This window comes from Corynebacterium sp. MSK012 (assembly GCF_030232435.1).
GTDB classification, from domain to species: domain Bacteria; phylum Actinomycetota; class Actinomycetes; order Mycobacteriales; family Mycobacteriaceae; genus Corynebacterium; species Corynebacterium jeikeium_D.
On record NZ_JASPJU010000004.1, the window covers coordinates 105,897 to 120,490 of the forward strand.

The window sequence follows — 14,594 nt, forward strand, 5'->3', positions numbered from 1 at the left end:
AGTTTTCGCTGGTCCTGGCTCTCACTGGGCTGGTTCCGGTTCAGGCAAATACGAGTTAGTGCTTAAGTTTATGACAGTTTGACCGTGAAAATCGGTGCGAAAGTGTCATAAACTTAAGCACTTTCTTTTTGGGGTCTTCCTTTTTTTTGGGGGGGGCATCCTGCGCGAACCAAGCCCCCCGCAAACAGGCCGGCCCTGCGCCCGTCGTAAAGCGAACTAGTACGGCGAGACGGTGGAGCGGTGCATGTTGATGTCGATATCGCGATGGATCGGCGGGAACGCGCGCTGCGGACAGGCCTCGCGGGAGCAGACCCTGCAGCCGGCACCGATCGGAGTGGCGGCGTCGAGGTCCGCGAGATCGAGACCATCGGCGTACACGGTGCGCTCGGCGTGACGGGCCTCGCAGCCCAAACCGATGGCAAAAACCTTACCTGGCTTGCCGAAACGTGCCGCGTGATGTTCCACGGTCCGCGAGATCCACATGTAGGGTCGACCATCCGGCATGAGCGCGACCTGCCGCATGACTTTGCCGGGATAGGAGAAGGTCTCGTAGACGTTCCACAGTGGGCAGGTACCGCCCGAATGCGTGAAGTGGAAGCCCGTGGCGGATTGGCGTTTGGACATGTTGCCCGCGCGGTCGACGCGCACGAATGTCCACGGGATACCGCGCAGGCTGGGACGTTGCATCGTGGACAGTCGGTGGCAGATGGTCTCGTAGCCCACGCCGTAAGTGCGCGACAACAGCTCGATGTCGTAGCGTTTCGACTCAGCCATCGCATGGAACGACTCATACGGCAGAATCAGCGCCGCCGCGTAGTACGTCGCGACTCCGCGCTGCGCCAGCTTCCGCGACTCCTCCGACATGAAATGCCCGGACGCGACAGCCTCGGAAATGGTCTCGCCCTGCTCCAAAAACCCCAGCTCCGTGGCCATGCGGAAGGCCCGCTGCCCCGGCGAGAGGTGCCGCGCGAGGTAGAGCGTCTTCGTCCGCCGATCAAGGCTGTGCTGCACATCGCCTAACGACGATTCCAGCGCAATCCGAATCCCATGGTCGTTGGACAGCCTGTCGGCCAGCACAGAGACCACATCGGTGGTCTCGTCGGTGATGCGCAGCTCGCGAGCCAGCTCCTCGGCGGCGGTGTCTACCGAAGCGATGTAGTTCTGGCGGGCATAGAAGTAGTCGCGGACTTCCTCGTGTGGCATGGTCAGCGCCTGTGAGCCGGAGGCGGTGTCGGTGCTGTTGCCGAAGTTGCGCTCTTCGGTGGCCAGGGAGAGTTTGTCGGTGACGTTGCGGTAGCGGCGGTGGATGTCCACCATGATGCGGGCGATGTCGGGGTGGTCGCGGACCATTTCCGAGATTTCCTGCAGGTCCATGGGGGACTTGGCGATCTCTTTGTCCATCACCACATCTTGGACCTCAGCGAGGAGGCGGGAGTCGTCATCGCGGGAGAAGAAAGTCGCGTCAACGCCGAATGTGTCCGTGATACGAAGCAGAACAGGAACGGTCAGCGGGCGGACGTCGTGCTCGATCTGGTTGACGTAACTAGCCGAGAGGCCCAACGCCTGCGCGAGCGCGGCCTGGCTGAGGTCGCGCTCGCGGCGGAGCTGGCGGAGGCGGGATCCGACATAGGTTTTCGACATACTGCCCAGCATATCGCGGGCTTTGCTGAATTTGTGTAGAAAACCGTTGCAACCTTTGCTTGCGTGTGTAGGTGCTCAGGTTCTCTGGCACGCTTCACGACGGCCCGGAGTCGACACGTCGATGAACACACAAAAACACCCAGCGGTGGCTGCAGGTGCAGCCCTCGCTGGGTGTTGAAGCTAGGTCTTAGACCTAAGCCCTAAGCCGAGTGACTTAGAACTGACCCTCCTCGGTGGAGCCCTTCAGGGCGGTGGTGGAGGAGTTCGGGTCGACGGTGGTGGCGATGCGGTCGAAGTAGCCAGCGCCAACCTCGCGCTGGTGCTTGACAGCGGTGAAGCCGCGCTTCTCGGCAGCCTCGAACTCGCGGTTCTGCAGGTCGACGAATGCGGACATCTGCTCGCGAGCGTAGCCGTAAGCCAGGTCGAACATGCCGTAGTTCAGGGCGTGGAAGCCAGCCAGGGTGATGAACTGGAACTTGAAGCCCATCTTGCCCAGCTCGTTCTGGAACTTGGCGATCTCGTCCTTCTCGAGGTGAGCGGACCAGTTGAAGGACGGGGAGCAGTTGTAAGCCAGGAGCTGGTCCGGGTACTCAGCCTTGACGCCCTCAGCGAACTTCTTAGCCAGCTCGAGGTCCGGAGTACCGGTCTCCATCCAGATCATATCAGCGTACGGAGCGTAGGACTTTGCACGCTCGATGCACGGCTCCAGGCCGTTCTGGACGTGGTAGAAGCCCTCGGAGGTGCGGTCACCGGTGATGAACTTCTGGTCGCGCTCATCAACATCGGAGGTGATGAGGGTAGCGGCCTCAGCGTCGGTGCGGGCGATGATGACGGTCGGGGTGTTGGAGACGTCAGCAGCCAGGCGAGCAGAGGTCAGGGTGCGGATGTGCTGCTGGGTCGGGATCAGGACCTTGCCGCCCAGGTGGCCACACTTCTTCTCAGAAGCGAGCTGGTCCTCCCAGTGGGTACCAGCGGCACCAGCGTTGATCATAGCCTTCTGCAGCTCGTAGACGTTCAGAGCGCCACCGAAGCCAGCCTCACCGTCAGCGACGATCGGGAGCAGCCAGTTGTCGACGGAGTCGTCGCCCTCGATACGAGCGATCTCGTCTGCGCGGAGCAGAGCGTTGTTGATGCGACGAACGACGTTCGGCACGGAGTTGGCCGGGTACAGAGACTGGTCCGGGTAGGTGTGGCCGGAGAGGTTAGCGTCACCAGCAACCTGCCAACCGGAGAGGTAGACAGCCTTCAGGCCAGCGCGAGCCTGCTGAACGGCCATGTTACCGGTCAGCGCGCCCAGAGCGTTGATGTAGGAGTCGTCCTTAACGTTGACGCCTTCCCACAGGATCTCAGCGCCGCGGCGAGCGAGGGTGTTCTCCTCGACGACGGAGCCCTGGAGCTCAGCAACCTGCTCAGCGGTGTAGTCGCGGGTGATACCTTCCCAGCGCGGGTTCTCGTCCCAATCCTTCTGGATTTCGGCGGCGGTACGTGCCTTACCAACGTTAGACATAAACGGAGTCACTTCCTTTTGCTTGCTTTTTGAACTCCGGGTGCTGACTTAAGAACAATTCCGACAGAACCGATCTACAGGCTGACCCGATAGTGACCGCGGTGTCACGTGAATGCAGGGGGCGCTAGCAAAGTGCTGTACCCCTGCACACAAACACGCGAACAAAAACAATGTCCGCTTCCGCGTGCCATGTCTCACATTTTGGGGCATAGCGCTACGTTCGTCAAGCAGCTTCCGATGTGAATTCAAGTATGTAATACGGATAACACTTGTGAAGATTGCAAACATTGTGATGTGTAGCTTGGCTTTAACAATTTTCGCCTGTGACCGGCCGGTACATTTGTACTGTTATTTCCCTATGGCGGACTCGCGAATAATGTTCCCCCCGCTTTGGGGTGATTTATATTTTGGTATTTATCAAAGCTGGCCGTTAACAGTGTTTGGGGTTTAGGGGGTGTTTCGCTACCCCCGAAATTACGGCCGTAAAGGTGGAAACGGGCTTCTAAATACACTGCCGTTACACCGTCAGTACCCCGCCGGAGCATCCCTGGGTAGTGGCCAGGGTCTCGGTTGTCATCTCGCTTTTATGGTCTGGTTTGAAGGCGGAGGCTGTAGCGACGTGATTGGTCGCTGGCCGTTGATATGCAGGTCGCAATAGTAAATGTCTGTGAGGCGCGACACTTTCCCATTGTGTGTGGTGTTCTGTGGCTGGAGGAAAGAGTGCCGGGGATGCTGCAGTCAATGCGGGTGGGGGAGGGCTGGTTGTGGCGTCAGGACTGAATGCCCGAATGGTCATTGGGGAGGGGTGGGGTCTGTTCGCAGGGTGCTCGTCGTAAAGCGAATGAAATGGCAAATGTGAGCGGCGCTATACCGGGCTGGCGGTTGGCGGTTATGGAAAAAGGCGGTTCATAAGTGCGCCGAATCACATACAGTAGGGGAACAACGCATCCAGTGTGAGCCGCTGACGTGGCCGTGGCTGGATGGGCAAATTGCAATCAATAGTTTTGAGGAGAGCAATGGCACAGCGTATTTCGGCAGGTGGAATGCAGGTCGCGAAGGTTCTTTACGACTTCGTTAATGACACCGCACTCCCCGCCGCCGGCATTGAGGACAAGGACGCGTTCTGGAACGGCTTCGGTGACATTGTCGCTAAGTACACTCCGCGCAACCGCGAGCTGCTGGCCAAGCGCGATGAGCTGCAGGAAAAGCTCGACGCTTGGTACAAGGAACACCCGGGCGAGCAGAATCAGGATGAGTACGTCGCATTCCTGAAGGAAATTGGCTACCTCGTTGACAACCCGGGTGACTTCCAGGTCACTACCGCTAACGTCGACACCGAGATCACTTCCACGGCTGGCCCGCAGCTGGTTGTGCCGGTTCTCAACGCCCGTTTCGCCATCAACGCTGCGAACGCACGCTGGGGCTCGCTTTACGACGCGCTGTACGGCACCAACGCTATTCCTGAAGATGGCGGTGCGGAGAAGGACACCCCGGGCTACAACAAGGTCCGCGGTGACCGCGTTATCGCATGGGGTCGTAACTTCCTGGACAAGGCTCTGCCGCTGGTCGACGGTTCCCACGCGGACGTCACCTCTTACGACATCGTCGACGGTCACCTGCAGGCAACCCTGGAAGACGGCGCTACCTCCGGTCTGCGCGAGCCGGAGACCCTGGTCGGCTACACCGGTGACAAGGACGCGCCGGAGTCCATTTACTTCAAGCACAACGGTCTGCACATCCAGCTGCTGATTGACCCGGAGTCCCCGGTTGGCAAGACCGACAAGGCTGGCGTCAAGGACATCATCCTGGAAGCCGCTGTCACCAACATCATGGATCTCGAGGACTCTGTCGCCGCAGTTGACGCTGCAGACAAGACCCTGGGTTACACCAACTGGCTGGGTCTGAACGTCGGTGACCTCGCAGTCGAGTTCACCCGTGGCGGCAAGAAGCTGTCCCGTACCATCAATGACGACCGCACCTACACCGCGCTTGACGGTTCCGAGGTCACCCTGCACGGTCGTTCCCTGAACCTGGTCCGTAACGTCGGCCACCTGATGCAGAACCCGGCCATCCTCGACCGCGACGGCGAGGAGATTTTCGAGGGCATCATGGATGCCGTCGTCACCGCTGTGTGTGCAATCCCGGGCCTGGACCAGGACAACGCACGTAAGAACTCCCGTACCGGTTCGATCTACATCGTGAAGCCGAAGCAGCACGGCCCGGATGAGGCTGCATTCACCAACGAGCTGTTCGCAGACGTTGAGAAGCTGCTGGGTCTTCCGCACAACACCCTGAAGGTCGGCCTGATGGACGAGGAGCGTCGTACCTCCGTCAACCTGGACGCCGCCATCAAGGCTGTTTCCGAGCGTGTCGTCTTCATTAACACCGGCTTCATGGACCGCACTGGTGATGAGATCCACACCTCCATCCAGGCTGGTCCGATGTTCCGCAAGGCTGTCCAGAAGACCGCTCCATGGATGCTGGCTTACGAGGACAACAACGTCGACTCCGGTCTGGCACACGGCCTGCAGGGCAAGGCTCAGATTGGTAAGGGCATGTGGGCCATGACCGAGCAGATGGCCGAGCTGCTGGAGCAGAAGATCGGTCAGCCGAAGCAGGGTGCTTCCACCGCATGGGTTCCGTCCCCGACCGGTGGTGTGCTGCACGCTACCCACTACCACGAGGTTGACGTCTTCGGCGTTCAGGACAAGCTGCTTACCGACGGTCGCCGCGACACCTTCGGTGATCTGCTCACCATCCCGGTAGCGGCAGCTAAGGCCGGCGAGCCGGGCGCTGACTGGTCCGATGAGGACAAGGCTAACGAGCTGGACAACAACTGCCAGTCCATCCTGGGCTACGTTATCCGCTGGGTTGAGCAGGGTGTTGGCTGCTCCAAGGTGCCGGATATCAACGATGTTGACCTGATGGAGGACCGCGCTACCCTGCGTATTTCCTCCCAGACTCTGGCTAACTGGCTGCTGCACGGTGTTGTCACCGAGGAGCAGATCATCGATTCGCTGGAGCGCATGGCCGAGGTCGTTGACCGCCAGAACGAGGGCGATGAGGCATACCTGCCGATGGCTCCGGACTTCGACAAGTCCATTGGTTTCCAGGCCGCCAAGGAGCTCATCCTCGATGGTGTGAACCAGCCGTCCGGTTACACCGAGCCGATCCTGCACCGCCGTCGCCTGGAGTTCAAGAAGCGCGAGGGTATCGACCAGGATTAATTCTTGGTCGGGCTGCGGCTGCCGAGCCTGAAATAACAAAATAGATATCCAAACTGCCGGTGTGTAGGTGGTATTGGCTAACCTCTGATGCCAATTCCGCATGCGCGCCGGCAGTTTTGTTTTTGGGGGAAGCGCACCATGATTCTCGGATTCGAGATACCCGGGTTCGCAAGCGGGGTAGGGGCAACGTTGCTAGCGTTGATTGGGAAGTTAATTGAGAATATGCAGTCTGCAACGTCCAAGGAGCTGCGACCCCCCATGACTAATTCCACGACCGACAGTGCTACCAACCTCGCCAAGGCCAAAGAATTCCTCCATAGCGCGGGCGCAATCCTCTTTGACCTCGACGGAGTGATTACCCCTACCGCCGATGTGCACGAGCAGGCGTGGGCGGACATGTTTAGCGACTACTTCGAGCACAAGGGCGTCTCGGCCTACACAGAGGAGGACTACTTCACCTACCTCGATGGCCGCCGCCGCGATGAGGGCATCGCAGCAATCCTGGAATCTCGCGGCATTTCGCTGCCGCACGGTAGCGATGAGGACACAGCGAAAGACGAGACGATTGTCGGGCTCGGGAAGCGCAAAAATGATGACTTCTTGGCGCGAGTCGAGAGGGGAATTGAGGCCTACCCGGGGTCGGTTGCGCTGCTCGACGAGTTAGAGGGCGCGAGGGACTCGTCGGCAAGCGAAAAACCGCAGTTGGCGGTGGTTAGCTCGTCGAAGAACGCGGTGCCGGTGCTGACGGCCGCTGGGCTGCGTGAGCGGTTCGTGGAGATTGTTGACGGCGTGGTGGCGCATGAGAACAACCTGCCGGGTAAGCCAGCCGCCGATACTTTCGTGTACGCGGCGAAGAATCTGGGGGTGGCGCCGCGCGATGCTGTGGTGGTCGAGGATGCCATCAGTGGTGTGCAAGCGGGTGCAGCCGGCGCATTTGGTCTGGTCATTGGTGTTGACCGCGGTGCTGGTGCGGAAGCGCTGCGCCGAGCGGGCGCCGACGTTGTGGTCAGTGACTTGGCGGCACTCGTCTAGGCTGGCTCGTGACAAATGGCTGAGACAAAACCGGAAGGCATCATGGCCAACGATTCGACCACGGCAGCAGTCGACGAGACTGAGCGTGTGATTCCGCAGGGGCAGGGTCACGACGCGGAGACCGCAGAGGCTGAAAAACAGGAGGAGACGGTGTCCCCAGTTCGTCGTAAGCAGCGTCGTAACTTCCCGGCGGATCGTGCGGATAAGCACCACCACCTTGTAAATGCCGAGGGACTCATGGACCGAGACATCACTCCGGTCGATGAGTGGCGTCTGATTGAGACGAAGCCGAACGGCCTCCCGCTCGGTTTGGGCGAGACGCTGTTTGCGCTGTCGAACGGGTACATCGGCATGCGTGGCAACCCGCCGGAGGGCCGTGACTCCAGTGAGCACGGCACTTATATCAACGGTCTGCATGAGACCTGGCCGATTAGGCACGCCGAGGACGCCTACGGCCTAGCCCGCCAGGGGCAGACGATTGTCAATGCTCCGGACGCTAAGGCAATGCGTCTCTACATTGACGATGAGCCCCTGCGTCTCGGCAATGCTGAGGTCAGCGACTACGAACGTAGCCTGGATTTCCGCGAGGGCGTGCTGCGTCGTCGGTTCATTTGGCGCACCCCGGGTGGCAAGCGCGTTCGCGTCACCTCTGAGCGCATGGTGTCTTTCCAGGAAAAGCATGTCGCCGCGATGAGTCTGGAAGTCGAGCTGCTGGATGCGGATGCTGCGGTGATGATTAACTCGCAGATCCTCAACCGCCAGGACGGCGAGGACGAATACCACGATGCCGCTAAGGCGCAGGGCACCGAACTGGATCCCCGTCGCGCCGAGGCGCTGGAAGACCGCGTTCTCATTCCGGCATTTCAGTCGGAATCGGCGCACGGGCAGCGCTCGACGCTGGGCTACCGCTGCGCGAACTCCGGTATGACCGTGGCTACCTCCATGGACCACACCTTTACTGTCCGCACTCCCGACGGCACGGAGCCGTTCGTAGAGATTTCGCAGTCGACCGAGCCGGATGTGGCCAGCTCCCTGTTCAACCTGGATGCGCCGGTCGGCACTGTCATACGCCTGGAGAAGCTGGTCGCGTACCACTCCTCCCGTAAGGTGCGTGCCGAAGAGCTGGCATTCCGCTGTGAGCGCACCCTGAACCGCGTCGGCCGCATCGGCATGCTGGGGCTGATGGAGAACCAGGAGGAGTGGCTCGAACGCTTCTGGGAGCGCTCTGACGTGGTCATTTACAATCAGCCGGAGATTCAGCAGGCAGTGCGCTGGAACATTTGGCAGATTATCCAGGCCGCCGCCCGCGCCGAATTCCAAGGCGTCCCGGCCAAGGGAATGACCGGCACCGGCTACGGCGGCCACTACTTCTGGGACACGGAAATCTACGTGACCCCATTCCTTACCTATACGTCGCCGCAATTCTCGCGCAATGCCATGCGTTTCCGCTGGGACATGCTCGAAGCCGCGTGGGCGCGTGCCGACGAACTGGCGCACGACGGTGCCCTCTTCCCGTGGCGCACTATCAATGGTCAGGAGTCCTCGGCCTACTTTGAGGCCGGCACGGCGCAGTACCACATCGATGCGGACATCGTGTACGCGATGATGAAGTACGTCTATGCCTCCGGCGATGAGGAGTTCCTGCTCAAGGAGGGCACGGATCTGTTGCTCGGCACGGCCAGGTTTTGGATGTCGTTGGGATTCTTTGATGCCGAGCAGCGAGAGTTCCAAATTCACAGCGTCACCGGTCCAGATGAGTACAACACGGTGGTGAACAACAACCTGTACACCAACGTGATGGCGCAGTATAACCTGCGGGTTGCTGCGGACGTCGTCAAGCAGATGAAGCGTGATCGCCCTGCTGCCTATCGCGAACTGACCAACCGCTTCGACCTCACTGAGCGCGAGGTTGAAGAGTGGGAGCAGGCCGCTGAGGCGATGTACATCCCGTTCGATGAGAAGCTCGGCATTCACCCTCAGGATGACCAGTTCCTGCTGCGTAAGCGCTGGAATCTCGACGATCCCGAAGTTGGCCCGCTGCGCCCGCTGCTGCTGCATTACCACCCGCTGACGATTTACCGTCACCAGGTCATTAAGCAGGCGGACGTCGTCCTCGCACTGTTCCTCATGGGCAATCGCTTTACGACGGAACAAAAGCGCGCAGACTACATGTATTACGATCCGCTCACCACCGGTGATTCCTCGCTGTCCGCCGTTGTGCAGTCCATTGTTGCGGCCGAGTTGGGCTTGCAGGAGCAGGCAATGGACTTCTTCCTACGCGGACTCTATGTGGACCTGGCGAACTTGCATGGCAACGCTGCCGATGGTGTCCACGTCGCATCTGCCGGTGGTGTGTGGCAGTCCCTGGTCTATGGTTTCGGTGGTTTCCGCGATCATGACGGCCGCTACAGTATTGACCCGCGTCTGCCGGAGGACTGGAGTGGTCTGACGTACCGAGTCACTATTCGTGGTTGTCGTATCCGAGTGACGGTGCGCGGCCGCACGGTGGAAGTCGTCCTGGAGGAGGGAGACCACCAGGTTGGGCCGATTATGGTCGCAGGACATGAGGTGATCATTGGTCCGGAGCCGTTGACCGTGGTGATGGCGAACTCGGATCAGAGCGAGGATTAGTCGGACGGCTTCGGCCGTACACGGTGCCAATAGGGGGGGATTGCCTGTTGGGGGTGGCTGTTTGGGCCTTTGGGGAATTCGGCAGGGGTAAAAATAAAGAATTTCGCAACATAATTATTGAGTATTAAATCCGTCCACCTGAGAAAAGTGGGCGGTTTTTTATTTTCGTGCTATTTATGTTGCGTTATTAGCTAGTTTGGGCGGGGGAAAAATCGGCAAAAGTCGGGGTAGGGGCGTTTTTATGGTGGGGGAGAGGGTTTATGCAGCGACGACGTCAGAAGTGGCTAAAATGCGATAACCTGAGAAAAGGCGGAGAAAAGACCTAGGTAACCTGTGAAAATCCCCACCCAAAAGGGGGAAAAATGTTTACCAGGCGCTGTGTGACTTTAGAGTGAATATGACACTGGAGGTGCCATGACTGTTAAAAGTTCAAACCGTGACGCAATCGCGCACGGCAAAATTAATGTAGAACCGCTGCGCGAGCAGCCTAAATACCCTTCATGGGCTCTGAAGCTGACCATGGCCGTCACTGGCGTGCTGTTTGGCCTCTTCGTTATTGTCCACATGCTGGGTAACCTGAAGATTTTCGCTGGCGAGGAAGACTTCAACGCATACGCGACCTTCCTGCGCACTGTCGGTGCTCCGGCAGTTCCGAACGAGGGCATTCTGTGGATTTTCCGCATTGTCCTGCTGGTAGCTATTGTCCTGCACATTTTCGGTGGCCTCACCCTGGCTGCACGTGCTAAGCAGTCCCGCGGCAAGTTCCGCCGTCAGGGCATGGTGTCCAGCTGGAACACCTTTACTGCACGTTCGATGGTGATCACCGGCATTGTGCTGCTGGCCTTCATCATCTTCCACCTGCTGGACCTGACCATCGGTGCTGGCGTTGCTCCGTCTTCTTTCGAGCACGGTGAGGCATACCAGAACGTGGTTGCGTCCTTCTCGCGTCCGGGTGTTGTTGTTTGGTACATCATTGCGCAGCTCGCTCTGCTGCTGCACCTGTCCCACGGTCTGTGGACCGCTACTTCCGACCTCGGTATCACCGGTAAGCGCTGGCGCAAGGTTCTGCTGTTCCTGTCCGGCCTGCTGCCGCTGCTGGTTGTTGTCGGCAACATCTTCATCCCAGTCGCCGTCCTGACCGGTCTGGTCTCGTAGGTCGAGGAGGAAATTTACTATGACTAACACTGAAGCAACCGTCGCTGCGGACTTCCGCGCGCCGGAAAGCGCTGTCGACGGGGTCAAGATCGGCAAGGTTCTGTCCGATAACTCCCCGGGTGACAAGGTCTCCATGAAGGACCACTGGCAGTACCAGAAGGATCACGCCAACCTGGTTTCGCCGCTGAACCGTCGTAAGTTCCGCGTCATGGTCGTCGGTACCGGCCTGGCTGGCGGCGCTGCCGCTGCTGCGCTCGGCGAGCTCGGCTACGACGTGCAGGTTTTCACCTACCACGACGCTCCGCGCCGTGCGCACTCCATTGCTGCACAGGGTGGTGTCAACTCCGCTCGCGGTAAGAAGGTCGACAACGACGGCGCTTACCGCCACGTCAAGGACACCGTTAAGGGCGGCGACTACCGCTGCCGCGAGAACGACTGCTGGCGTCTGGCTGTCGAGTCTGTCCGCGTCATCGACCACCTGAATGCAATTGGTGCTCCGTTCGCTCGCGAGTACGGCGGTACCCTGGCAACCCGTTCCTTCGGTGGTGTGCAGGTCTCCCGTACGTACTACACCCGTGGTCAGACGGGTCAGCAGCTGCAGCTGTCGACTACCTCGGCTCTGCAGCGTCAGATTGGTCTCGGCAACGTCGAGATCTTCACCCACAACGAGCTGGTTGACATCATCGTCGCCGACGGCCGTTGCCAGGGTGCCATCATGCGTAACCTCATCAATGGTGAGCTGACCGTTCACACTGCTCACGCAGTTATTCTGGCTACCGGCGGTTACGGCAACGTCTACCACATGTCCACGCTGGCCAAGAACTCCAACGCTTCGGCCATCATGCGTGCATACGACCAGGGTGCTTACTTCGCATCCCCGTCCTTCATCCAGTTCCACCCGACCGGTCTTCCGGTCAACGCGCACTGGCAGTCGAAGACCATTCTGATGTCCGAGTCCCTGCGTAACGACGCACGTATTTGGACCCCGAAGAAGAAGGGCGACGAGCGCCCGGCCAACGACATCCCGGAGGACGAGCGCGACTACTTCCTGGAGCGTCGCTACCCGGCATTCGGTAACCTCGTCCCGCGTGACGTCGCTTCCCGCGCCAACTCTCAGCAGATTAACGCCGGCTACGGTGTTGGCCCGCTGAAGAACTCCGTCTATCTGGATCTGCGTGACGCAATTGAGCGCCTGGGCCAGCCGGTCATCAAGGAACGCTACTCGAACCTGATTCAGATGTACGAAGAGGCAATCGGTGAGGACCCGTACAAGGTTCCGATGCGTATTGCTCCAACCTGCCACTTCACCATGGGTGGCCTGTGGTCTGACTTCAACCAGATGACCTCCATCCCGGGTCTGTTCACCGGTGGCGAGGCATCCTGGACCTACCACGGTGCAAACCGCCTGGGTGCAAACTCCCTGCTGTCCGGTTCGGTCGACGGTTGGTTCACCCTGCCGTTCACCATTCCGAACTACCTCGGCCCGCTGCTCGGTACCGACCGCCTGGCTGAGGATGCCCCGGAGGCCAAGGAAGCACTGGACCGCGCTCAGGCTCGCCTGGACAAGCTGATGAGCATCCAGGGTAAGCACGGCGCTGAGTACTTCCACCGCCAGCTCGGTGAGATTCTCTACCGCGACTGTGGTGTGGCCCGTAACAAGGAAGACCTGGCTCGCGGTATCGAGGAGATCCGCGAACTGCGTAAGGCATTCTGGTCTGACCTGTTCATTCCGGGTGAGCCGAACGAGATGAACCAGCAGCTCGAGTACGCTAACCGCGTTGCTGACTACATCGACCTCGGTGAGCTCATGTGTGTCGACGCCCTCGACCGCGATGAGTCCTGCGGTGCTCACTACCGCGATGACCACATCTCCGAAGATGGCGAGGCAGAGCGCGATGACGCTAACTGGTGCTTCGTTTCCGCATGGGAGCGAGGCAACAACGGTCCTGCATGGGATCAGTCCGGTTACGAATTCATTCGCCACGCCGAGCCGCTCACCTTCGAAGCCGTCCCGCTCATGACAAGGAACTACAAGTAATGAAACTGCACCTTGAAATCTGGCGCCAAGCAGGTCCGAACGTCGAGGGACACTTTGAATCCGTTGACGTTGACGACGCCGTCGCAGAGATGTCGATCCTGGAGCTGCTTGACCACGTCAACTCCAAGTACGTCGAGTCCGGCAAGGAGCCGTTCGCGTTCGCATCTGACTGCCGTGAGGGTATCTGTGGTACCTGTGGTCTGAACGTCAACGGTCGTCCGCACGGCCCGGGCCAGAACACCCCGACCTGTCAGCAGCGTCTGCACCAGTTCAGCGATGGTGACACCCTGAAGATCGAGCCGATGCGCTCCGCCGCATACCCGGTCATCAAGGACATGGTCGTTGACCGCTCCGCTCTGGACCGTGTCCTCGAGCAGGGTGGCTACGTCTCCATCAACGCTGGTACCGCTCCGGATGCAGATACTCTGCACCTGAACCACGAGACGGCTGAGTTCGCACTTGACCACGCAGCCTGCATCGGCTGTGGTGCTTGTGTGGCAGCTTGCCCGAACGGTGCTGCACACCTGTTCACCGGCGCAAAGCTGGTTCACCTCTCCCTGGTCCCGCTGGGTAAGGAAGAGCGTGGCAAGCGTGCTCGCAAGATGGTTGACGAGGTCGAAGGCACCTTCGGTCCGTGCTCCCTCTATGGTGAATGTGCTGATGTCTGCCCGGCCGGTATCCCGCTGACTGCGGTTGCCGCCGTTACCAAGGAACGAGCTCGTTCGTTCTTCCGCGGTAAGGACGACTAAACTCTTTCTCGATTAGAGTTTTCCAGAAGGGACATAGATTATGGCGAATGCAGTCAAGCGTTACCAGGGCGAAGAGCACTTCGTCGACGGTTACGTGCCTCAGAGCATGAATGCCGAATACTCCTCGCTTCACAAGAGCATTACCTGGATTGGCATGGGACTCATGCTCGCCTCTCTGGCGGCTTGGGGCACCTTCATTTTCGGTCTCGCAACGACCGTTTTTGCCGACCAGACTGCTGCCTCTCACAGCAACGGTTTCCTGGCTAAGGATGCCGCCAACTACACCGACTACACCGGTGGTTGGAACTTCGACGGCAGCGTGTTCATGTGGGCTGGCCTGGTAGTCGGACTGGTTATGGTTATTGCGGGTCTGGCCTGCATCTCCATCGGTCGTCGTGACTACAAGGCTTACCGAAAGGAATTCGGCACTCACCACTAAAGGCTTGCCCCAGTTTAAAGGGGCTCGCCTCTAGGCGGATGCAACGCTAGCCTTTTGAACTAGCACCTCCACAGTTGATGCCACTGTGCACAGTGCGCTGGGGTAGGGAAGTATTGAGAAGTACCTCTCTCACCAACAGCGGACTGCGGCGCGGTGGCATTTTCGCGTTTTCGGC

The 14,594-nt window shown here is 59.5% G+C and carries 9 protein-coding genes; 7 read left to right on the plus strand and 2 right to left on the minus strand.

From position 1 onward, the window contains the following. Window positions 1–216 precede the first annotated feature (216 nt). Window positions 217–1,641 carry an acetate metabolism transcriptional regulator RamB gene (gene ramB / locus QP977_RS03610; protein WP_038629316.1) on the minus strand — a complete coding sequence of 475 codons (1,425 nt, stop codon included), beginning with the start codon at window positions 1,639–1,641 and terminating at the stop codon, window positions 217–219. A 214-nt stretch (window positions 1,642–1,855) separates the two neighbouring features. Continuing rightward, window positions 1,856–3,148 (minus strand): isocitrate lyase, encoded by a 1,293-nt coding sequence (aceA, locus tag QP977_RS03615; protein ID WP_016421960.1) that lies wholly within the window; start codon window positions 3,146–3,148, stop codon window positions 1,856–1,858. A 1,016-nt stretch (window positions 3,149–4,164) separates the two neighbouring features. Between aceA and QP977_RS03620 the strand changes: the two genes are divergently transcribed. From QP977_RS03620 to QP977_RS03650, 7 genes are all read left to right on the plus strand, one after another. Beyond that, entirely contained in the window at window positions 4,165–6,375 is a 2,211-nt protein-coding gene (locus QP977_RS03620) for a malate synthase G (RefSeq protein ID WP_284847147.1), read from the plus strand. 258 nt (window positions 6,376–6,633) lie between these two features. Beyond that, window positions 6,634–7,407 (plus strand): HAD family hydrolase, encoded by a 774-nt coding sequence (locus QP977_RS03625; RefSeq protein WP_193390808.1) that lies wholly within the window; start codon window positions 6,634–6,636, stop codon window positions 7,405–7,407. Between the two features lie 15 nt (window positions 7,408–7,422). Then, window positions 7,423–10,038: a glycoside hydrolase family 65 protein gene (locus QP977_RS03630; protein ID WP_016421963.1), complete on the plus strand. Its 2,616-nt coding sequence runs from the start codon at window positions 7,423–7,425 to the stop codon at window positions 10,036–10,038. A 414-nt stretch (window positions 10,039–10,452) separates the two neighbouring features. After that, complete coding sequence (locus tag QP977_RS03635; RefSeq protein WP_049189509.1) at window positions 10,453–11,193, plus strand: succinate dehydrogenase cytochrome b subunit; 741 nt, start codon at window positions 10,453–10,455, stop codon at window positions 11,191–11,193. A 19-nt stretch (window positions 11,194–11,212) separates the two neighbouring features. Next, window positions 11,213–13,231 carry a fumarate reductase/succinate dehydrogenase flavoprotein subunit gene (locus QP977_RS03640; protein WP_049189510.1) on the plus strand — a complete coding sequence of 673 codons (2,019 nt, stop codon included), beginning with the start codon at window positions 11,213–11,215 and terminating at the stop codon, window positions 13,229–13,231. Beyond that, window positions 13,231–13,980, plus strand: coding sequence for a succinate dehydrogenase/fumarate reductase iron-sulfur subunit (locus QP977_RS03645; protein WP_016421966.1), 750 nt, complete (start codon window positions 13,231–13,233; stop codon window positions 13,978–13,980). Before QP977_RS03640 ends, QP977_RS03645 begins: the two co-directional genes overlap by 1 nt. Window positions 13,981–14,020: 40 nt before the next feature. Next, entirely contained in the window at window positions 14,021–14,419 is a 399-nt protein-coding gene (locus tag QP977_RS03650; protein WP_016421967.1) for a hypothetical protein, read from the plus strand. The last annotated feature ends 175 nt before the right edge of the window (window positions 14,420–14,594 follow it).